The sequence below is a fragment of the Rhodoblastus sp. genome (assembly GCF_041915505.1).
Lineage (GTDB): Bacteria > Pseudomonadota > Alphaproteobacteria > Rhizobiales > Beijerinckiaceae > Rhodoblastus.
In genome coordinates this window covers 1-19,767 of sequence record NZ_JAYSBG010000028.1, presented here as the reverse complement: position 1 = coordinate 19,767, position 19,767 = coordinate 1, and the positions used below count along the sequence as shown (strand labels likewise).

Below are 19,767 nucleotides of genomic sequence, written 5' to 3'. Positions count from 1 at the left end.
CGGTCTCGTCGGTCTTGACCAGCACGCCGCGGTCGGCGCCCATGGCGAGGCCGGTGCGCAGGGTCTCGGTCGCCTGCTGCGGGCCGATCGACACCACCACCACTTCGCTCGCCTTGCCGGCTTCCTTCAGCCGAAGCGCCTCTTCCACCGCGATCTCGTCGAACGGGTTCATCGACATCTTGACATTGGCCAATTCAACGCCAGACCCATCCGTCTTCACCCGGATCTTCACGTTGTAATCAACAACCCGCTTCACGGGCACCAGTATTTTCATAGGGTTCGACCTCCAAAAGCCAATTCCCGAACAATGGCGGAATTTTGTGGGCGGGAAATCAGCGCTAAGACCACCAGCGAAACATCACATCGGCCCGGGCCGTCCGACGGCGGCCGGGCGCGTCTCGTCCTTCAACATTCGAATGGGCCGAGCGCCGCGCGGACGCCGCGACGCTCAATGCCGGAGAAACCGGAAATCATCTGGTAGTCGCGGCTTTGCAGCGAGTCAACGTCGGTTCCGCGTGCGGCGCGGCGCAGCGTCTCAGCGCGGAAAACAAGGCGGCTCAACGGTTCTGCCCCGGCTTCCACAAAACGTCGTCGGCGCCGTCGCGATTGGCGACGCGCGCGGCGACGAACAGGAAATCGGAAAGACGGTTGATGAATTGCAGGGCCGGGGCGCTGACCTCCTCGCCCGAGGCCGCAAGCGAAACCATGCGCCGCTCGGCCCGCCGCGAAATCGCGCGCGCGAGATGGAGCGCGGCGGCGGCGGGCGAGCCGCCGGGCAGGACGAAGGAGCGCAAGGGCGACAGCCGCGCATTGAGCGCGTCGATCTCCTGTTCGAGCCGGGAGACCTGCGCCATCACGATGCGCAAGGGCTCGTAGCCGAGCGGCTTGTCCGAAGGCGGCGTCGCCAGATCGGCGCCGAGGTCGAACAGATCATTCTGGATGCGCTCCAGCATGGCGTCGAGTTCGGGCAGGGCCGCCGTCGAGAGGCGGGCCACGCCGACCGCCGAATTGGCCTCGTCGACATCGCCATAGGCCTCGACGCGGGCGTCGCATTTGGCGCGCCTTTCGCCATTGGCGAGGCCGGTCGAGCCGTCGTCGCCGGTCCGGGTGTAGATCTTGTTCAGCTTGACCATGATCGGACTTATCTCAGGAAAATCACCGGCGCAGGTAGAGCACGGTCATGATGACGACGATGGCGACAAATTGCAGCCCCACCCGCCAGCGCATCAGCTTTTGCGACAGATTGGGGCTGCCGCCGCGCAGCATATTGGCGAGACCCAGTAAAAGGACAATGGCCACCGCGCCAAGCGCCGCGCCGGTCAGAAGATTGGAAAAATTGGCCATCAGCCCAGAATCCTCTCCTTCGCGCCGGGATCAGTCGGGCCGGATCAATCGTTCGAGATAGTCGAGCTCTTCGCGCGCGCGGTTCGGATCGGACAGTCTGCGCCGCAATTCCTCGAGCACTTTCCGCGCCTTTTGCGCGGCGGTGGCGTCAATATTGTTCTGGCGGTTGGCGCGGCCGAAACGACCCTCGCCGTTCCGGCCCTGAAGGCCCTGCCCCTGCTTCTCGCCCGCCTGTTCCTGATCGTCCGGGGGGCCGTTTTCGCCGCCCTGCTGGGCGATTTCGGCGGCGCCCTTGCGCAGGCCCTCGAGCGCGCGGCCCTGAGCGCTCAGCGCAGATTGGTTGTCGCCCTGTTTGAGCGCCTGCTCGGCCTGTTTCATCGCTTCGCCGGCCTCGGCGAGGCCCGGCGATTTCCCGGCGCCCTGGCCCTCGGCCCGTCGCCTGAGCGCGTCGAGCTTGCCGCCGAGCTGGCCCTGGCGCTGGCCGAGTTCGTCCTGCGCGGCTTGATCGCCGTCTTGCTCGGGCGCGCCGCCGGCCTTGCCCTGTCCCTTGCCCTGTCCCTGACCTTGGCCGGAGCGCGGCGGCTGGCCGGCCTGGTCCTTCTGGCCCTCGCCCTGATCCGCCTGCGCCTCGTTCTCGTCCTGCTCCGGCTCGAAGCCCTGCGGATTGCCGCGATCGCGCGAAAAGGTGTCGTCGCGCAGCTTCTGCTGCTCGCGCATCAGATTGTCGATGTCGCGCATGGTCTTGCGGTTCTGCGAGGCCTGCGACGAACGGCCGGACTGCTCGGCGGCCTTGAGATTTTCCAGCATGTCGCGCATGCGGTCGAGCAGCTCCATGGCGGCGTCCTTGTCGCCGTCCTTGGCCGCCTCCGCGAGCTGTTCGAGCATGGATTTGAAATCCTGCGCCGAGACCGATTGTCCATTGCCGGTTTCGGTTTCGGCGGATCGCTCGCTCTTGGAGGCCTTGTCCTGCATGGCGGCGAGATATTGGTCGAGCGCCTTCTGCAATTGCGCCGTCAGTTTGGCGATTTCCTCCGGCGAGGCGCCGCGCTTGATGGCCTCGCGCAAGGCCTTTTCGGCGGCCCGGAGGTCGCGCTCGGCCTGCGAGCCGTCGCCGTCCTCGATCTGTGTCGCCATTTCCCACAGGAAATCGACCACGGCGACGAGGTCCGCGTCATTTTGCGCATGGCGCAGGGAATCATGGGCGAAGCGGAGGCCGAGATAGATCTTGGGGTCGGGGGTGAAAACCTCCGGCGCGATCATCAGGGCGTCGATCGTCGCCAGCGTGCGGTCCTTCTGGCCGGCGTCGAGCGCCAGCAGGCGGCGCTGTTCGACCAGGGCAAGCGCCAGCGGATTCTTGAAGACTTTGCCCGGCAGGACATAATTGAGGAGGATCGCCTCGCCTTCATTGCCGCCCTCGTCATGGGCGCGCAGGATGAGATCGACCTGCGTCCCGGCATAAGGGCTCTCGCTCCAGTCGATGGTCGTCTTGGCTTCGCCGAGCGCGCCCGGGCCGGACGGAAGGTCGAGCGACCCGCTCGGCGGCTGCACGACCGGATGCGCGCCGGGCGCGGCCTCGCCCGCCGCTACTCTTGCGGCCACCTGGGCGTCGCGCGCGCCATAATCGTCTTCGATCCGATAGCTGAGCGCGAAAGTGCCGCGCAGATTGGTCTGCGGCGGCCCGAGCGGCGTGATCTTGGGCGGAAGATCGGGGATCGCGTGAAGCGCGAAAGCGGCGATTTCGCCCGTCGCGCCGGAAAGGGTCAGATGGCCGTCGCCGTGCAGGACGAAGCGGCGCTCCTTCGCCGCCGAATTCGAGCCGGCCGTTTCCGGGGCGGTCTCGACGCCGCCTTGGGTCGCGATGCGGAGATCGGCCGCATTGGCGGCGCGGACGACGATGGTCGCGTTGACGGGCGCGGAAATCGGACCGCGCGTTTCGCCGGCATTGTGGAGCGACAGGACGAGCGGCGGCTTGCCGGTATAGGCCGGCGGATCGATCCAGGCGTCGAGGCGCGAGGGCGCGCCCTCGGCGGCGCGCCAGCGCCAGTCGAAAGCCGCGGCGACCCGCGCATATTTTTCCGGCCCGGCGAGAAAGCCCGTGCCGAGCAGCGCCAGCACGGCGAGGGCGCCGAGGGCGCGAGGGTCGACCATCCAGAGCCGGGGCGACGGCAGCACCGGCTTGAGGCGGGCGGCGCGTTCCTCCGCGCGCCGCTGGTGCAGGCGCCAGAGGCCCTGCGTTTGCGGATCGTCCTTATTGGCCAGCGAATCGGCCAAGGTGGAAGCCGGGGCGTCGGGATCGCCGAGATCGAGCGCGTCGCGGGCCTGGGCCGCGCTCGGCCAGGAAAAGTCGCGCAGCCGAACCAAAGCCGCGACCAGCGCGCCGATGAGGATCACGACGCCGAAAATGCGCAGCGCAGTCGGCGCGCCGAGCCAGAGTCCGGTCCAGCTCAGGGCGACGAAAAGGCCGGTCACGATGGCGGCGGGCGCAAGCGCGCGGGCGAGGCGCTCGAAAGCCAGGGCGGCCCGGGCGAGCCAGGCCAGCCGCCGCGGCCGCGTTCTCCGCCATTCCGCCAGACGATCGCGGAGCGCCTCTCGCCCAGCCTTTGCCTTATCCGTCACCTTGCGGCGCCTCGTTTTCGAAAAACCAATTTCGCGCCGAACAAAGTCTTCATGTCAACCAGGGCGGAACTTTGTCGAGGCCGATCAGGGTTTCGTAATCGCCGCGCGGGCGGATCACCGCGTGGCGGTCGCCATCGACCAGCACTTCCGGGATCAGCAGGCGCGAATTATAGGTGCCGGCCTGAACGGCGCCATAGGCGCCGGCCGACATCACGGCCAGCAGGTCGCCGGGCTTCGGCTCGGCGAGGTCGCGGTTGCGGGCCAGAAAGTCTCCGGTCTCGCAGACCGGGCCGACCAGATCGGCCTTGATCCTGGCGTCGCCCCCGGCCGGCGCGGCGACCGGGAAAATGTCGTGATGGGCTTCATAGAGCGTCGGGCGCACGAGATCGTTCATCGCCGCGTCGACAATGACGAAATTCTTGGCTTCGCCGTGCTTCACATAAATCACGCGGGTCACCAGCAGCCCGGCGTTGCCGACGATCAACCGCCCCGGCTCGAACACCAGCTTGGCGTCATTCGGCTTGAAATGCCGGCGGACCACTTCGGCGTAAAGTTCGGGCCGGTAGCTGTCGGGATTGTCGCGCTCGGAATAGGGAATGCCGAGGCCGCCGCCGAGATCGACATGGGCGATGGCGTGGCCGTCCGCCCGCAACTGGCGGACGAAATCGGCGAGAATGGCGAAGGCGTTGTCGAACGGCGCCAGATCGGTGATCTGCGAGCCGATATGCATGTCGACGCCGGCGATCTGGACGCCGGCAAGGTTTTTCGCGCGGGCGTAGACGTCGCGGGCGATCGAAATCGGGATTCCGAATTTGTTTTCGGACTTTCCGGTCGAGATCTTGGCGTGGGTCTTGGCGTCGACGTCGGGATTGACGCGAATCGAGATCGGCGCCGTCTGGCCGCGCGCCGAGGCGATCTGCGCAATGCGCTCCAGTTCCGGTTCGGATTCGACGTTGAAGCAGAAAATGCCGTAATCGAGCGCGAAAGCGATCTCGCGGTCTGTCTTGCCGACGCCGGAAAAGGTCACCCGGCCGCCGGGGACACCCGCCGCCTGGGCGCGGCGCAATTCGCCTTCCGAAACCACATCCATGCCGGCGCCGAGCTTGGCCAGCAGGGTCAGCACCGCCTGATTGGAATTGGCCTTCATCGCATAGCAGACGAGGGCGTCGAAATCGCTCATCGCTTGCGAAAACACCGTGAAATGGCGGCGGATTGTCGCGGCGCTATAGACATAGAACGGCGTCTCGACGCTTTTCGCCAGTTCCGGCAAAGCGACGCCCTCGGCATGCAGCACGCCGTCCTTGTAATCGAAGAAATGCATGCCGGACCTTAGAGCAGGAAGTCGAAGGGCGTCGGCGTCTTGCGCGCGCCGGCCTTGAGCGCGTTATCGTCGACGCCTTTGGGCAGTTTCTCGTGCGAATTGGCCGTGGGGTTCTCACTGGCCGGCGAGGCCGGGGCGTCCTCGGCCTTCTGCTCGACGGCCGGATCGAGCGGAACCGGCAAGCCGCGCCGTCCGCATCCATCGAGCAGGAGCGCGCCGGAGAGCGCGGCCGCACAAAGCGCGGTCCTGAAGAGCGCCGCCCTGATAACAACCCTACGAGTCAAAAGCCGGACTCCCGAATGATCCCGCGAACGGCGCGGACTATAGAAGAAAAACCGCAAAAGCGCGCCCATAAAGGCGCAGGTTCAGGCCGATTTTTCCGCGGCGAGGCGCTGGCTCCACGCGTGCGCCTGTTTGCGCACATTGTCCGGCGCGGTGCCACCATAGCTCAGCCGGCTGCGCACCGAATTTTCCACGCCGAGCACGTCGAACACCGCGCTGGTGATCGCCGGATCGATCGATTGCAATTGCGGGAGCGTCAATTGTTCAAGTTCGAGGCCCGCTTCGGCCGCCAGCGCCACGATCCGGCCGGTGACGTGATGCGCCTGCCGGAACGGCATGCCGAGCGCGCGCACCAGCCAGTCGGCGAGATCGGTGGCGGTCGAATAGCCGGAGCCCGCCGCCGCCTTCATCCTTTCAAGACGCGGCGTCATGTCGCGGACCATGCCGGCCATGGCGGCGATGCAGAGCGACAGCGACTGCAGCGAATCGAAACAGCCTTCCTTGTCTTCCTGCATGTCCTTGGAATAAGCCAAGGGCAGGCCCTTCATGACGATCAGCAGGCCGGCGAGATCGCCGATGACCCGGCCGGACTTGCCGCGCACCAGCTCCGCCGCGTCGGGATTGCGCTTCTGCGGCATGATCGACGAGCCGGTGGTGAATTTGTCCGACAGCGCGATGAAGCCGAATTGCGGCGTGGTCCACAGCACGATCTCTTCGGCGAAACGCGACAGATGTGTCGCTGCGATCGCGGCGGCCGCAAGCGTTTCGAGCACGAAATCGCGGTCCGACACGCTGTCGAGCGAATTGGCGGTCGGGCGGTCGAAGCCGAGCGCTTTCGCTGTCGCCTCGCGGTCGATCGGGAAGGAGGTGCCGGCCAGAGCCGCCGCGCCGAGCGGGCATTCGTTGAGCCGCGCGCGGGCGTCGCGGAACCGGCCGCGGTCGCGCGCGATCATCTCGACATAGGCGAGCAGATGATGGCCGAAGGTCACCGGCTGCGCCGATTGCAGATGGGTGAAGCCGGGCATGACCGCTTCCGGAAAAGCGGCGGCCTTTTCGACCAAAGCGTTTTGCAGGTCGCGCAACTGGCCGTCCAGCTCGTCGATCGTGTCGCGGACCCAGAGCTTGAAATCCACCGCCACCTGGTCATTGCGCGAGCGCGCGGTATGCAGGCGGCCGGCCGCGGCGCCGATCTTTTCGGCGAGCCGCGATTCGACATTCATGTGAATGTCTTCCAGCGCGCGCGAAAAGGCGAATTGGCCGCTCTCGATTTCGGCGCCGACCTCGTCTAAACCCTTCGCAATGGCGTCGGAATCGGCTTGCGAGACGATTCCGGTCTTCGCCAGCATGGCCACATGCGCCTTCGACCCGGCGATATCCTGCCGGGCCAGGCGATAATCGAAGCCGATGGAGGCGTTGATCTCCTCCATGATCGCATCGGGGCCGCTGGTGAATCGGCCGCCCCACATCTGATTGCTCATGACCGCTCCGCAGCGAGGTCCAAGATGAATGACGAGCAAGACGCGCCGCCGCCGGTCGATCCCGCGCGCATGCGCTCCATCGCCCGCAAGCTCATCCTGCCGCATGTCCTTCTGGTCGCCGCTGTCGTCGCGGCGATTTTGTGGTTCGTCCTATACGGGATGAATGGGGGCGGCGGCAAGGAAGCCGCGACGGCTTCCGCCGAATGCGCCGCCTCGGCCGCGTTGGCGGCGAAGCTCGCGCCGTTGGCCAAAGGCGATCTCGCCGCGCTCGCCATTCACGCCAAACCGAAGCCGATGCCGAACCTGACCTTCGCCCATGACGGCGCCGCGACCGATCTCGCCGCCTTCAAAGGCCGGACCATCCTGTTGAATTTCTGGGCGACCTGGTGCGTGCCCTGTCGCGAGGAAATGCCGGCGCTCGACCGGCTGCAGGGCGAAGCGGGCGACGGCGCCTTCAGCGTCGTCGCGGTCAATGTCGACACCGCCAAGCTGGAGCGGCCCAAGGCCTTTCTGCAGGAGATCGCCGTCAAGAACCTGGGCTTCTACGCCGAATCGAGCGGGAAGACCTTTCAGGTTCTGCAACAGAGCGGCAAGCTGGTCGGCCTGCCGACCAGTTTCCTGATCGGCCCCGACGGCTGCGAAATCGGCGCTCTGGCCGGCCCGGCGCAATGGGACGGCGCCGACGCGCTGGCTTTGGTTCGGGCGGCGGGCGCGAAATAGGCCTCAGCAAGGAAAATCCGGGCGCGAGGCCCGGATCGTTTCCTTCGGCCATGCGGCGCCGGCTCAGCCCTGGCGCGGATCCTTCACCGGAACGCCGGCGGATTGGAGATGGTCGATCAATTCGCCGGACTGGAACATTTCGCGAATGATGTCGCAGCCGCCGACAAATTCGCCCTTGATGTAAAGTTGGGGAATGGTCGGCCAATTGGCGTATTGCTTCACGCCTTCGCGGATGTCGCCGTCTTCCAGCACGTTCACGCCCTTGTAGGGCACTTCCAGAAAGCCGAGAATCTTGGCAACCTGGCCGGAGAAGCCGCATTGCGGGAAATTGGGCGTGCCCTTCATGAAGAGCACGACGTCATTTTCGGCCACTTCCTGCTTGATGCGGTCAATGGCGGTGGAAATCAGAGCGTCCGACATGGCGTGTTCCTTTCAAACGGAGGTCAAGGCTCCGTGACGGAACAGATTTAAGGCGCGCGGGCGCGCGCTTCAAGCGGTTTCGGGAACGGCGGTCTCCAGCGCCAGCGCGTGCAGCACGCCGCCGACCTGTCCGCCGAGCGCGGAATAGACCAACTGGTGCTGGCGCACGCGGCTCAGGCCCCGGAAGGCCTCCGAAATGACCTGGGCGCGATAATGATCGCCGTCGCCGGCCAGATCGGTGATGAACACCTCCGCATCCGGCATGGCTTTCTTGATCAGGCGTTCGATTTCGCTGGCTTCCATCGGCATGGCGGATCCCTCGTCGTTTAGGCGGCTTTCTCGCCGGCCATATAGGCCGGCATCCAGTTTTCGTGCGCCTCAAGCAATTCCCGCACCAGCAGAGGCGTGGCCGCGCCGAGCGAAAGGGCGTCGCCGCCGGTCTCGCCGATCTCGGTCACGGCAACGCCCGCAGCCGCCGCGCGGTCAAGAATGTCTCCGACCTTTTCCGCCGACGCGACAAGCAGATAACGGCCCTGGTCCTCGCCGAACCAAATCGCGGCGCAATCGACGCCCGGCGCGGCGACTTTCGCGCCGATGCGGCCGGCCATGGCCATTTCGGCGAGCGCGACGGCGAGACCGCCGTCGGAAAGATCATGCACGGCATTGACATATCCGTCGCCGATCAGAGAGCGCACGAAATCGCCATGGGTCTTTTCCCCGGCGAGGTCGACCGGCGGCGGGGCGCCTTCCTCGCGGCCGAGAATGTCGCGCAGATAGATCGACTGGCCGAGCCAGCCCTCGGTTTCGCCAACCAGCAAGATTTTTTCGCCCGGCGCGCGGAAGGCGAGGCCGACGCTTTTGGTCACATCCGCGACAAGACCGACGCCGCCGATCGACGGGGTCGGCAAGATGCCCTTGCCCTGCGTCTCATTATAAAGCGAGACATTGCCCGAGACGATGGGGAAATCGAGCGCGCGGCAGGCTTGGCCGATGCCGTCGAGGCAGCCGACGAACTGGCCCATGATGTCGGGCTTTTCCGGATTGCCGAAATTCAGATTGTCGGTGAGCGCCAGCGGCAGACCGCCGACGGCGGTAATGTTGCGCCACGCTTCCGCCACCGCCTGTTTGCCGCCCTCGACCGGATCGGCGAAGCAATAGCGCGGCGTGACGTCGGCGGTCAAAGCCAGGCCCTTGGGGCAGTCATCGATCCGCACCACGGCGGAATCCCCGCCTGGCCCCTGGATCGAATTGCCCAGGATCAGATGGTCATATTGTTCCCAGATCCAGCGCTTCGAGGCGAGGTCCGGCGTCGCGACCAGCTTTTTCAGCGCGGCGTCGATGGCGAGGGGCGTCGGCAATGCGGCCGGATCGAGCTTCGCCGCCTTCGGCGTCGGAACATGCGGCCGGTCATAGAGCGGGGCCTCGTCGCCCAGCTCCTTGATCGGCAGGTCGGCCTTGATCTCGCCCTTGTGCCGCACCACGAAGCGCAAAGTGTCGGTGGTCTTGCCGATCACCGCGAAATCCAGCCCCCATTTGCGGAAAATGGCTTCGGCTTCGGCTTCCTTGTCGGGATCGAGCACCATGAGCATGCGCTCCTGGCTTTCCGACAGCATCATTTCATAAGCCGACATATTCGGCTCGCGGCAGGGCACCGCGTCGAGATCAAGTTCGACGCCGAGATTGCCCTTGGCGCCCATTTCGACCGCCGAACAGGTCAGTCCCGCCGCGCCCATGTCCTGGATCGCGACGACGCAGCCCTTGGCCATGATTTCGAGACAGGCTTCGAGCAGGAGCTTTTCTGAAAAAGGATCGCCGACCTGGACGGTCGGACGTTTCTCGTCGGAATTGGCGTCGAACTCGGCCGAGGCCATGGTCGCGCCATGAATGCCGTCGCGCCCGGTTTTCGAACCGAGGTATACGATGGGACGCCCGACGCCGGTCGCGGCGGCGTAGAAAATCTTGTCCCTGGGCACCAGTCCGACGGCCATGGCGTTGACGAGAATATTGCCGTCATAGCTCGAATGGAAAGCCGTCGAGCCGCCGACGGTGGGCACGCCGAAGCTGTTGCCATAGCCGCCGATGCCGGCGACGACGCCGGAAACCAGATGGCGCGTGCGCGGATGATCGACCGAGCCGAAGCGCAGCAGGTTCAAGCAGGCGACCGGCCGCGCGCCCATGGTGAAGACGTCGCGCAGGATGCCGCCGACGCCCGTCGTGGCGCCCTGATAGGGCTCGATATAGGACGGATGGTTGTGGCTCTCCATCTTGAAGACGCAGGCCTGGCCGTCGCCGATGTCGATGATGCCGGCGTTTTCGCCTGGACCCTGAATGACCCAGGGCGCCTCGGTCGGCAGCTTCTTCAGATGCAGGCGCGAAGACTTATACGAGCAGTGCTCGTTCCACATGGCCGAGAAAATGCCGAGTTCGGTGAAGCTCGGCTCGCGCCCGATCAGCTCCAGGATGCGCTGATATTCGTCGGGCTTGAGGCCGTGCTGGGCCACCAGGTTCGGCGTGATCGCCGGTTCGCGGGATTTCGTCTGAACGGTCAAGGAATCCGGCCCTATCAAAGAGCGTCCTTCGGCCGCGGGAAGCCGCGGCGGGCGCATGGGGTTCGATAAATCCTCGCGCCGGACTTGGCAAGGACGCGGACGGACGGAACTTTTGTGTTATTTCCGCCACAGTTTACCGCAGACGCGAGATTGCGACGCAATAAATTGATCTGAATCAAGCGCGAATCCGAGTTGTCGCGAGAATTTCACGCATGAGCCCGGAACGCCGCCAAGGCCGTGCTGAGGCCCTGGTTTTACGAAATGGAATGCCTCCCATGAAAAGCAACTTTCGCATCGCGTTCGCGGCCGCTCTGCTGAGCACCGTCGCCGTCCCGGCGCTCGCCGCCGATCTTCCCTCCGCGAAGGCGCCGGTCTATGCGCCGATCGTCGACGATTCGTTCGATCCCTTCCTGATCCGCGTCCGCGCGCTCGGGGTTCTGCCCAACGGCAGCAGCTCGACCATTCTCGGCGGCCCGATCTATGGCGCCTCGCTGTCCGACAACGTGGTTCCCGAAGTCGACTTCACCTATTTCTTCACGAAGCACTGGGCGGCCGAGCTGATCGCCGGCGTCGCGCATACCAGCCTGACTGGTTCGCTGACCCCGGTCGGCACGAATGTCAATTTCGCCAACACCACGCTGCTGCCGCCGACCCTCACGCTGCAGTACCATTTCGCGCTGGGTCAGTTCGACCCCTATGTCGGCGTCGGCGCCAATTACACTTGGTTCCTGCAGACCACATCGCCGCTCACCCGCACGCTGGGCTATGGCGACGCCGTCACCATCAAGCCGACCGCGGGCCTCGCGCTGCAGGCGGGCTTCGACTACTACCTGACGAAGCACTGGGTGCTGAACGCCGACGCGAAATATCTGTTCCTGAACACCGACGCCAACACCCCGTTCGGACCGAACACCGTTCATGTCAACGCCGACACCTGGCTGATCGGCGTCGGCGTCGGCTATCGCTTCGGGATGGCCGACCTGTTCCCGACGCCGGTCGTCGCCAAATATTGAGCGCGTCTTCCTTCCGCGCGAAAAAAGAGAGCCCGGTCGTCAGACCGGGCTTTTTCATTATGTTCGTCATGGAGACGACGGATTTTCGTTTCAAAAAAGCGATGCGACGTTAGGCCGCGCGCAAAAGACTTTCGAACAGGCCGCGCCCGTCGATCCCGCCGACCAGCGGGTCGATCAGGTTTTCGGGATGCGGCATCATGCCGAGTACGTTGAAAGGTTCCGAATAGATCCCGGCGATGTCATTGGTCGAGCCATTGGGATTGGCGGCGCCGCCGACCTTGCCGTTCGCGTCGCAATAGCGGAAAGCGACCCGGCCCTCGGCTTCGAGCGCGCGGATGGTTTCTTCATGCGCCTCGTAATTGCCTTCGCCATGCGCGATGGCGACGTCGATCGCCTGGCCGACGGCGTAAGCGCGGGTGAAGGCCGTGTCATTGCGCTCGACGCGGAGATGCTGGCGCTTGCAGACGAAACGCAGATCGCGGTTGCGCATCAGCACGCCCGGCAGCAGGCCGCTTTCGCATAAAATCTGGAAGCCGTTGCAAATGCCGAGCACGAGGCCGCCCCGCGCGGCGTGGCGGCGGACGGCCTCCATGACGTGAGCGCGCCCGGCGATCGCGCCGCAGCGCAGATAATCGCCATAGCTGAAGCCGCCCGGCAAGACGACGAGATCGGTTCCGGCCGGAAGGTCGTGGTCGGCGTGCCAGACAATCTCGACCTTGGCGCCGGCCTGACGCAGCGCGCGCGCCGCGTCGCCCTCGCGATTGGACCCCGGAAATAGCACGATAGCCGCTTTCATGGCGTTCTCCTGAGAAGCGAAAGCTTGGCCCGGCTCAGATCAATTCGACGCGGAAATTTTCCACGACCGTATTGGCCAGTAATTTCTCGCTGGCCGCGGTCAGTGCGGCCTTGGCCGCCTCGGGATCGGCCGCGGCGATCTCGATGTCGAACACCTTGCCCTGGCGCACCGAGGCGACGCCTTCGACGCCGAGCGAATGAAGGGCGCCTTCGATCGCCTTGCCCTGCGGATCGAGCACGCCGGTCTTCAGGGTCACGGTCACGCGCGCTTTCATCGGACGCAAATTCCTTCTGCCGATCGGGGAGACGGTCCCGGCCCTTACTGGACCAGTTTCGGACCGCCGGAATGGGGCTTTTCGCCTTCCTGCATGATGCCGAGCCGGCGCGCGACTTCGGCATAGGCCTCGACGAGGCCGCCCATGTCACGACGGAACCGGTCCTTGTCGAGCTTGTCGTTGGACTTGATGTCCCACAGCCGGCAGGAATCGGGCGAGATTTCGTCGGCGACAACGATGCGCATCATGTCGCCTTCCCACAGCCGGCCGCATTCCATCTTGAAATCGACCAGACGGATACCGACGCCGAGGAACAGGCCGGTCAGGAAATCATTGACGCGGATGGCGAGCGCCATGATGTCGTCGATTTCCTGCGGGGTCGCCCAGCCGAACGCCGTGATGTGCTCTTCCGACACCATCGGATCGTTGAGGGCGTCGTTCTTGTAGTAGAATTCGATGATCGAGCGCGGCAGTTGCGAGCCTTCCTCGATGCCGAGGCGCGTCGAGAGCGAGCCGGCGGCGACATTGCGCACGACGACTTCGAGCGGGATGATCTCGACTTCGCGGATCAGCTGCTCGCGCATGTTGAGCCGGCGGATGAAATGGGTGGGCACGCCGATATCGTTCAGATTCTGGAAGATATATTCCGAAATCCGGTTGTTCAGGACGCCCTTGCCGTCGATCACCTCATGCTTCTTCGCATTGAAGGCGGTGGCGTCGTCCTTGAAATGCTGAATCAAAGTGCCAGGCTCCGGGCCCTCATAGAGCACCTTGGCCTTGCCTTCGTAAATGCGACGGCGGCGGTTCATGGGAAATAACCGATCTCTGAGATGATCCATGGACGCCACGGCTCCCCGGGCTTCCCGCGACCTGGCGGGTCCCAACCGGACGCCGTCGCCGGAACGGCTTCGGTCGCGCGGGTCTTGGAACCCTTGGGCCGCGTTTCTTCCGGTTCCTAGCCCGTTCCGCGCCGTTACACAACCTGTTTCCACGAACGGGGCTAATTCCGGACCATTATTCGCCAAAAGACCCATTCACGGCTTTGTTCCCAAGGCAATGCGAAGCTAGGCAGAGGCCGGCCGAGTCTATATATATGCGCGCAAGTCAAGACGAAACAGGAAGGGAACCGAGATGTCCGGATTCGACAAGCGTGAACAGGCTTTCGAGAACAAGTTCGCGCATGACGAGGAAGTGCTGTTCAAGGTCCTCGCCCAAACCAATCTGATGATCGGCCTGTGGGCCGCCGCCAAGCTCGGCAAGACCGGCGCCGAGGCCGAGGAATACGCCAAGTCGCTCGTCGCGCAGGATGTCGCGGCTCACGTCAAGGCCGGCATCCTGTCGCAGATTCACAAGGATTTCGAGAAGGCGGGCGTCGCCCAGTCCGAACACCAGATCGCCCGCCATTTCGATGAATTCAAGGCGCAGGCGTCGAAGGACGTCAAGGGCTGAGAGCGCGCGACGAGGGATTCGGCAAGGGATTGTTGACCGCCCGCGGCTAGGATGGCGGCATGGTTCAGCATGCCCCACCCGCCGCCGGCCCGTTCAGCAACGGCGCGCCCGGCCTCGACGAAAAGCTTGCCGAAGCGGCGGACCAATGGTTGCGCCGCCTCGCCGGCGAGCGGCGCGTTTCGCCGCTGACGATCGACGCCTATCGGCGCGATCTCAGGCAGTTCCTGCATTTTCTGCGCGAGCGTCGCGGCGCGTCGCCGGATCTCGCGGTTTTGGCGGAGTTGAAGCCCGCCGATCTGCGCGCATTCATGGCGCGCCGGCGCGAGGATGGCGTCGCGTCGCGCTCGCTGTTGCGGCAACTCGCCGCTTTGCGTTCCTTCGCGCGTCATCTCGGCCGCGAGGGCCTCGCGACCGTCGGCGTGTTCGACAAGGTCCGTTCGCCCAAGGTCGCGCGCACGCTGCCGAAAGCCTTGGTCGCCGCCAGGGCGCGCGAAATAACCGCCGGTGAGACGGACATGGACGAGGGCCGCGCGCCCTGGATCGCGGCGCGCGACGCGGCGGTGCTTTCGCTGCTTTATGGCGCGGGATTGCGCATTTCGGAGGCCCTGTCGATCCGGCGGGGCGACGCGCCGGTCGGTCGGACCGATAGTCTGACCATCGTCGGCAAGGGCGGCAAGACGCGCGCCGTCCCGGCGATCGCGCCGGTCCGCGCGGCGGTCGCCGCTTATCTGGACATCTGCCCTCATAGCCTGCCCAAGGACGGGCCTTTGTTCGTCGGCGCGCGCGGTGGGCCGTTGTCGCCCCGGATCATCCAATTGACGGTCGAGCGGTTGCGCGGCGCGCTCGGCCTGCCGGATTCCGCGACGCCGCACGCTTTGCGCCATTCCTTCGCCACGCATCTGCTGAGCCGGGGCGGCGATCTGCGCTCGATCCAGGAATTGCTCGGCCACGCCAGCTTGTCCACAACCCAGATTTATACATCGATCGACAAGGCGCGACTGTTCGAAGCCTATCGCGCCGCGCATCCCCGCGCAGAATAGGGGCTCATTCCGGTTCTCATTTATGAGAACCGGTCAGGAGCGAATGCGACCGGTAGGGCGTCTTTTTAGACGCCCGCCTGAAGCCAGGCTACCGGCTGATGCGAGGGACCTCGATGATTGCGATGAAATCGCGATCATCGAAACATGGGCTCAAATCCCGAAGGCGCTGCGCACGGCGGCGTCGGCCTGTTCGGCATAGCGGCGGGCGAGATAGGCCTCGTTCAGCACGCCGATCGGCGCCTTGGTTTCGGGATCGAGCACGGCGAGCTGGTCGGCTTCGGTCTGGTCGAACAGGGTCATGGCGGTCTTGGCGTTCATCAGCGGGACCAGCCAGACATCCTTTTGTTTCGCCAGCGCGCTGACCCAGCCTTCGGCCTTGTGCGCATGGAAATGGGCCTCGGCGACGCTGACCATTCCGGCGTAACGGCCCGCTTCGTCGGTCAGGATCACGAATTGCGCGGAGCCGGGCGGATGGCTTTCGCAGAACGCGTCAATGTCGAGCCAGGCCGGAGCGGTTGGCGGCTCCGGCCTCATGAGGCCGTCAACCTGCAATTCCGAAATCCAGCCGACGTCATTGGCGCTGCGGACGTTCTGGCCGCGCAGATGCAACCGCCAGGTCGAGAAGGAATAGCCGAAGGTCGCGCGCACCATCAGGCTGGCGACGACCGCCGCCGCGATCACGGCGGCGGTCACCGAATAATCGCCGGTGTTCTCCAGCACCAGGAAGGACATGGTCAGCGGGCCGCCGACGATCACGACGCCGAAAGTCGCCATGCCGGCGAGAATGCAAACCGCCGGATCGGGCGCCTGAACGGGGAACAGGGCGATGAAGGCGGCGCCATAGATCTTGCCCAGAGTCGCGCCCATGAACAGCGAGGCGAAGAACAGGCCGCCGCGAAAGCCGCTGGCGAGCGAGATCAGCGAGGCGACCATTTTCAGAGCCAGAAAGGCGGCGAGTACGGAAATCGGGAAATTGGCGATGACATTCAGGGAAAGCGCCCCGTGCCCGGCGCCGAGCACCTGGGGTGTGACAGTCGCCAGCGCGGCGACTGCGAGGCCGCCGACGACCGGACGCGCCCAGACGGGAATCGGGGTGGCCTGGAGCGCGCGCTCCGAAGCGCCGGCGGCGCGCATGGCGCCGACGCCGAGCGCCACCGACAGCGCCGCGAGCAGGAACAAAGCTGGATAATCGGCCAGCGTCATTTGCTCCACCGTCGGCATCCTGACCTGATAGGGCGCGCCGGCGAGGAAACGCGTGGTGAGGACGCCGACGATCGAACCGGCGAACACCGGACCGGCGGCGGCGATGGAATAGGTTCCGAGGACCACCTCGAAGGCGTAGAATGCGCCGGTGAGGGGCGCGCCGAAGGCGCCGCCGATTGCGGCCGCCGCGCCGGCGCCGACCAGCAGGCGCAGATCGTTGCGGCGGAGATTCAATTTCTGTCCGAGATAGGAGCCGATGCCGGATCCGACCTGGGTATAGCCGGCTTCTAGCCCGACCGAGGCGCCGACGGAATTGGAAATCAGCGTTTGCATGCCGACGACGAAACTGTCGCGCAACGACATGCGCCCGCCGCGCAGGGCATTGGCCTCGACCGGATCGACCGGGCCGGAAATTTGCCTTGCGAGCCGGAAGGCCTCCATCAGGCCGAGGCTCAGGCCGCCCAGCGTCAGCGCGGCGAGGGCGGCGAGCGGCGCGACGCGGTCCGTCGCGCTCAGCCGCACGTCGAAAGACAGATTGAAAATGAGGATATGGGCGCGGATCGCGGCCTCCGTCATGCCCGTGACGCAGGTGGCGGCGATCAGCCCCACCACCGCGGCGGCGACGACCAGCGCGATTTCATGCGAACGGGCGACGGCGCGCAGCCCGCGCACCAGGCTTGCGGCGACGGAACGGGGGGCTGGCGGGTCGGGCGCCTCCGGCGGCGTCATGGGCAAGTGATTCGCGGTTTCCTGAGGCCGACGATCTTAGGCGGGACATGGGCGCGCGCCAAATGCGCTGAACTTGGGCGAGCGCCAAACGTCCCGAAATGCGAAAGCCCGGAAAGGTCCGGGCTTTCTGGATCAGGTCGTGAGGTCGCGCGAGGCTCACATATGGATCGCGCGCTTCTCGACGGCCATGGCCGCTTCCTTGACCGCTTCCGACATGGTCGGATGAGCGTGGCAGGTGCGGGCGAGATCTTCCGAGGAGCCGCCGAATTCCATCAGCACGGCGGCCTCGTGGATCATTTCACCGGCGCCGAACCCGAAAATATGGGCGCCGAGCACGCGATCGGTCGCGGCGTCGGCCAGCACTTTGACGAAACCGTCGGTATGGCGCATCGCGCGGGCGCGGCCATTGGCCGTGAAGGGGAATTTGCCCACCTTATAGGCGATTCCCTTGGCCTTGAGGTCTTCCTCGGTCGCGCCGACGCTGGCGATTTCCGGATAGGTATAGACCACGCCGGGAATGACCTCGTAATTCACATGGCCATGCTGGCCTGCCAGCATTTCCGCGATCGCGACGCCCTCGTCCTCGGCCTTGTGGGCCAGCATCGGGCCGCGCACCACGTCGCCGATGGCGAATACGCCCGGGACATTGGTCTGGAAATGATTGTCGATCACGATCTGGCCGCGTTCGAGCGCGACGCCGAGCGCCTCCAGCCCGAGGCCTTCGGTAAAGGGACGGCGGCCGATGGCGACCAGCACGACATCGGCGTCGAGCACTTTGGCTTCGCCGCCGGCGGCGGGCTCGACCGTGACCTTGGCCGCCTTGGCGGTGGTTTCGACCTTGGTGACCTTGGAGCCGAGCACGAATTTCACGCCCTGCTTCTCCAGCACGCGCTGGAACTGCTTGACGGTTTCGAGATCCATGCCGGGCAGGATGCGGTCGAGATATTCGACCACGGTGACTTCCGAGCCGAGGCGGCGCCAGACCGAGCCGAGTTCGAGGCCGATCACGCCGGCGCCGACCACGATCAGCTTGCCAGGAACTTTTTCGAGCTCCAGCGCGCCGGTCGAGGACACCACGATCTTTTCGTCAATGGCCACGCCCGGCAGCGGCGCGACGTCCGAGCCGGTGGCGATCACGATGGCCTTGGTTTCGAGAACCTGCTTGGAGCCGTCCTCGGCGGTCACTTCGACCTTGCCGGCGGCGGGGATCGAGCCGGTCCCGTGGAACGTGTCGACCTTGTTCTTCTTCAACAGGAAAGCGACGCCGTTGACATTGGCGCTGACCGTCTCGTCCTTGTGCTTCATCATGGCGACGAGATCGAGCTTCGGCTTGCTGACATTGACGCCGAGCGGGGCGAGGCCGTGCGCGGCTTCCTCGAACATTTCGGACGCGTAGAGCAGGGCCTTGGACGGAATGCAGCCGATGTTGAGGCAGGTGCCGCCATAGGTCTTGCGCTTTTCGACGACGGCGGTCTTGAGGCCGAGCTGGGCGGCGCGAATGGCGCAGACATAGCCGCCGGGGCCGGTGCCGATGACAATGAGATCGTAGGACATGAATTTCTCCGCGGGAAATCAGCCCTGCCCGGCGGGACCGGGCAGGGGGCGGGTTCGGATCAGAGATCGAGGACGAGACGCGCCGGATCTTCCAGCGCTTCCTTGACGCGCACCAGGAAGGTTACGGCCTCCTTGCCGTCGACGATGCGGTGATCGTAGGAGAGCGCGAGATACATCATCGGGCGAATCTCGATCTTGCCGCCGATCACCACGGGGCGCTCCTGGATCTTGTGCATGCCCAGAATGCCGGATTGCGGCGCGTTCAGGATCGGCGTGGACATCAGCGAGCCATAGACGCCGCCATTCGAGATGGTGAAGGTGCCGCCCTGCATCTCTTCGATCTTGAGCTGGCCGTCGCGGGCGCGCTTGCCGAAATCGGCGATAGTCTTTTCGACCCCGGCGATCGACAGCTTGTCGGCGTCGCGCACCACCGGAACGACCAGGCCCTTCTCGGTGCCGACCGCCACGCCGACATGGCAGAAGTTCTTGTAGATCAGGTCCGTGCCGTCGATCTCGGCGTTGACCGCCGGGATTTCCTTCAGCGCATGGGTGCAGGCCTTCACGAAAAAGCCCATGAAGCCGAGCTTCACGCCGTGCTTCTTCTCGAACAGATCCTTGTACTGCGTGCGCAGGCTCATCAGCGGCTGCATGTCCACTTCGTTGAAAGTGGTCAGCATGGCGGCGGTGCTCTGCGCCTCCTTCAGGCGGCGCGCGATGGTCTGGCGCAGCTTGGTCATCTTGACGCGCTCTTCGCGCGCGGCGTCGTCGGCGCTGGAGGCCGGGCGGGCCGCAACGGGAACAGGCGCGGGCGCGGCGGCCGGCGGATTGGCGGCGAAGGCGAGCACGTCGCCCTTCAGCACTTGGCCGCGCTTGCCCGAGCCGGCGACATCGGCGATGGCGACGCCGAGATCGGCGGCGTTCTTGGCGGCGGCCGGCGAGGGCGGCGGGACGGGGCCGCCGGCCGGCGCGGGGGCCGGAG

Annotated in this window: 19 protein-coding genes and 1 pseudogene; 4 read left to right on the top strand and 16 right to left on the bottom strand. The window is 65.4% G+C overall.

All coding sequences use genetic code 11. The features are described from left to right. The 7 genes and pseudogenes from ACE3S9_RS03710 to argH all read right to left on the bottom strand — a co-directional run. Positions 1-274 (bottom strand): annotated as a pseudogene (locus tag ACE3S9_RS03710) (electron transfer flavoprotein subunit beta/FixA family protein); the annotation flags it as partial. 283 nt (positions 275-557) lie between these two features. Beyond that, positions 558-1,133, bottom strand: coding sequence for a cob(I)yrinic acid a,c-diamide adenosyltransferase (locus ACE3S9_RS03705; protein WP_374545082.1), 576 nt, complete (start codon positions 1,131-1,133; stop codon positions 558-560). Between the two features lie 22 nt (positions 1,134-1,155). Next, positions 1,156-1,344, bottom strand: a complete 189-nt coding sequence (locus ACE3S9_RS03700) for a twin transmembrane helix small protein (protein WP_374545081.1) — start codon at positions 1,342-1,344, stop codon at positions 1,156-1,158. Positions 1,345-1,374: 30 nt separating this feature from the next. Then, the gene (locus ACE3S9_RS03695; protein WP_374545080.1) at positions 1,375-3,960 is read right to left on the bottom strand and encodes a TIGR02302 family protein; all 2,586 of its coding nucleotides are present in this window, start codon (positions 3,958-3,960) and stop codon (positions 1,375-1,377) included. 49 nt (positions 3,961-4,009) lie between these two features. Next, entirely contained in the window at positions 4,010-5,281 is a 1,272-nt protein-coding gene (gene lysA, locus ACE3S9_RS03690; protein WP_374545079.1) for a diaminopimelate decarboxylase, read from the bottom strand. Positions 5,282-5,289: 8 nt separating this feature from the next. Next, positions 5,290-5,565 carry a hypothetical protein gene (locus ACE3S9_RS03685; RefSeq protein ID WP_374545078.1) on the bottom strand — a complete coding sequence of 92 codons (276 nt, stop codon included), beginning with the start codon at positions 5,563-5,565 and terminating at the stop codon, positions 5,290-5,292. Between the two features lie 81 nt (positions 5,566-5,646). Beyond that, a complete protein-coding gene (argH, locus tag ACE3S9_RS03680; protein ID WP_374545077.1) occupies positions 5,647-7,041 on the bottom strand; it encodes an argininosuccinate lyase in 1,395 nt (464 codons plus the stop codon). Positions 7,042-7,065: 24 nt separating this feature from the next. Between argH and ACE3S9_RS03675 the strand changes: the two genes are divergently transcribed. After that, positions 7,066-7,761 carry a TlpA family protein disulfide reductase gene (locus ACE3S9_RS03675; RefSeq protein WP_374545076.1) on the top strand — a complete coding sequence of 232 codons (696 nt, stop codon included), beginning with the start codon at positions 7,066-7,068 and terminating at the stop codon, positions 7,759-7,761. Between the two features lie 63 nt (positions 7,762-7,824). Here ACE3S9_RS03675 and grxD read toward each other — a convergent pair whose 3' ends face one another. From grxD to purL, 3 genes are all read right to left on the bottom strand, one after another. Further along, positions 7,825-8,181, bottom strand: coding sequence for a Grx4 family monothiol glutaredoxin (grxD, locus tag ACE3S9_RS03670; RefSeq protein ID WP_374545075.1), 357 nt, complete (start codon positions 8,179-8,181; stop codon positions 7,825-7,827). A 69-nt stretch (positions 8,182-8,250) separates the two neighbouring features. Continuing rightward, positions 8,251-8,490: a BolA family protein gene (locus ACE3S9_RS03665; protein ID WP_374545074.1), complete on the bottom strand. Its 240-nt coding sequence runs from the start codon at positions 8,488-8,490 to the stop codon at positions 8,251-8,253. A 17-nt stretch (positions 8,491-8,507) separates the two neighbouring features. After that, a complete protein-coding gene (gene purL / locus ACE3S9_RS03660) occupies positions 8,508-10,787 on the bottom strand; it encodes a phosphoribosylformylglycinamidine synthase subunit PurL (RefSeq protein ID WP_374545073.1) in 2,280 nt (759 codons plus the stop codon). 218 nt (positions 10,788-11,005) lie between these two features. On the opposite strand from purL, the gene ACE3S9_RS03655 reads away from it, so the two are divergent. After that, positions 11,006-11,743 carry an OmpW family protein gene (locus tag ACE3S9_RS03655; protein ID WP_374545072.1) on the top strand — a complete coding sequence of 246 codons (738 nt, stop codon included), beginning with the start codon at positions 11,006-11,008 and terminating at the stop codon, positions 11,741-11,743. A gap of 109 nt (positions 11,744-11,852) precedes the next feature. Here ACE3S9_RS03655 and purQ read toward each other — a convergent pair whose 3' ends face one another. Genes purQ through purC form a run of 3 tightly spaced genes read right to left on the bottom strand, consistent with a single transcriptional unit; the run spans position 11,853 to position 13,652 of the window. After that, positions 11,853-12,539, bottom strand: coding sequence for a phosphoribosylformylglycinamidine synthase subunit PurQ (gene purQ / locus ACE3S9_RS03650; protein WP_374545071.1), 687 nt, complete (start codon positions 12,537-12,539; stop codon positions 11,853-11,855). Positions 12,540-12,573: 34 nt separating this feature from the next. Next, complete coding sequence (gene purS / locus ACE3S9_RS03645; protein ID WP_374545070.1) at positions 12,574-12,813, bottom strand: phosphoribosylformylglycinamidine synthase subunit PurS; 240 nt, start codon at positions 12,811-12,813, stop codon at positions 12,574-12,576. Positions 12,814-12,857: 44 nt separating this feature from the next. Continuing rightward, positions 12,858-13,652, bottom strand: coding sequence for a phosphoribosylaminoimidazolesuccinocarboxamide synthase (purC, locus tag ACE3S9_RS03640; RefSeq protein WP_374545069.1), 795 nt, complete (start codon positions 13,650-13,652; stop codon positions 12,858-12,860). A 292-nt stretch (positions 13,653-13,944) separates the two neighbouring features. Here purC and ACE3S9_RS03635 point away from each other — a divergent pair, with 292 nt between their 5' ends. Further along, a complete protein-coding gene (locus ACE3S9_RS03635; RefSeq protein ID WP_374545068.1) occupies positions 13,945-14,262 on the top strand; it encodes a DUF1476 domain-containing protein in 318 nt (105 codons plus the stop codon). Positions 14,263-14,321: 59 nt separating this feature from the next. Next, the gene (locus ACE3S9_RS03630) at positions 14,322-15,302 is read left to right on the top strand and encodes a tyrosine recombinase XerC (RefSeq protein ID WP_374545067.1); all 981 of its coding nucleotides are present in this window, start codon (positions 14,322-14,324) and stop codon (positions 15,300-15,302) included. Between the two features lie 150 nt (positions 15,303-15,452). Here the strand turns inward: ACE3S9_RS03630 and ACE3S9_RS03625 are convergent, their stop codons facing one another. The 3 genes from ACE3S9_RS03625 to odhB form a co-directional block, all read right to left on the bottom strand. Continuing rightward, positions 15,453-17,234 carry a chloride channel protein gene (locus ACE3S9_RS03625; protein ID WP_374545066.1) on the bottom strand — a complete coding sequence of 594 codons (1,782 nt, stop codon included), beginning with the start codon at positions 17,232-17,234 and terminating at the stop codon, positions 15,453-15,455. Positions 17,235-17,390: 156 nt separating this feature from the next. Continuing rightward, positions 17,391-18,788 (bottom strand): dihydrolipoyl dehydrogenase, encoded by a 1,398-nt coding sequence (gene lpdA / locus ACE3S9_RS03620; RefSeq protein ID WP_374545065.1) that lies wholly within the window; start codon positions 18,786-18,788, stop codon positions 17,391-17,393. 59 nt (positions 18,789-18,847) lie between these two features. Beyond that, a partial coding sequence (gene odhB / locus ACE3S9_RS03615; RefSeq protein WP_374545064.1) for a 2-oxoglutarate dehydrogenase complex dihydrolipoyllysine-residue succinyltransferase occupies positions 18,848-19,767 on the bottom strand: 920 nt, incomplete at its 5' end.

Excerpts from the sequence above, each read along its gene's own strand:
- ACE3S9_RS03635 (WP_374545068.1), top strand. The coding sequence starts at position 13,945 with ATGTCCGGATTCGACAAGCGTGAACAGGCTTTCGAGAACAAGTTCGCG.
- purQ (WP_374545071.1), bottom strand. The coding sequence starts at position 12,539 with ATGAAAGCGGCTATCGTGCTATTTCCGGGGTCCAATCGCGAGGGCGAC.
- purC (WP_374545069.1), bottom strand. The coding sequence starts at position 13,652 with ATGGATCATCTCAGAGATCGGTTATTTCCCATGAACCGCCGCCGTCGC.
- lpdA (WP_374545065.1), bottom strand. The coding sequence starts at position 18,788 with ATGTCCTACGATCTCATTGTCATCGGCACCGGCCCCGGCGGCTATGTC.
- purS (WP_374545070.1), bottom strand. The coding sequence starts at position 12,813 with ATGAAAGCGCGCGTGACCGTGACCCTGAAGACCGGCGTGCTCGATCCG.
- argH (WP_374545077.1), bottom strand. The coding sequence starts at position 7,041 with ATGAGCAATCAGATGTGGGGCGGCCGATTCACCAGCGGCCCCGATGCG.
- purL (WP_374545073.1), bottom strand. The coding sequence starts at position 10,787 with ATGCGCCCGCCGCGGCTTCCCGCGGCCGAAGGACGCTCTTTGATAGGG.
- ACE3S9_RS03665 (WP_374545074.1), bottom strand. The coding sequence starts at position 8,490 with ATGCCGATGGAAGCCAGCGAAATCGAACGCCTGATCAAGAAAGCCATG.
- ACE3S9_RS03625 (WP_374545066.1), bottom strand. The coding sequence starts at position 17,234 with ATGACGCCGCCGGAGGCGCCCGACCCGCCAGCCCCCCGTTCCGTCGCC.
- ACE3S9_RS03630 (WP_374545067.1), top strand. The coding sequence starts at position 14,322 with ATGGTTCAGCATGCCCCACCCGCCGCCGGCCCGTTCAGCAACGGCGCG.
- grxD (WP_374545075.1), bottom strand. The coding sequence starts at position 8,181 with ATGTCGGACGCTCTGATTTCCACCGCCATTGACCGCATCAAGCAGGAA.
- ACE3S9_RS03705 (WP_374545082.1), bottom strand. The coding sequence starts at position 1,133 with ATGGTCAAGCTGAACAAGATCTACACCCGGACCGGCGACGACGGCTCG.
- ACE3S9_RS03675 (WP_374545076.1), top strand. The coding sequence starts at position 7,066 with ATGAATGACGAGCAAGACGCGCCGCCGCCGGTCGATCCCGCGCGCATG.
- lysA (WP_374545079.1), bottom strand. The coding sequence starts at position 5,281 with ATGCATTTCTTCGATTACAAGGACGGCGTGCTGCATGCCGAGGGCGTC.
- ACE3S9_RS03655 (WP_374545072.1), top strand. The coding sequence starts at position 11,006 with ATGAAAAGCAACTTTCGCATCGCGTTCGCGGCCGCTCTGCTGAGCACC.
- ACE3S9_RS03700 (WP_374545081.1), bottom strand. The coding sequence starts at position 1,344 with ATGGCCAATTTTTCCAATCTTCTGACCGGCGCGGCGCTTGGCGCGGTG.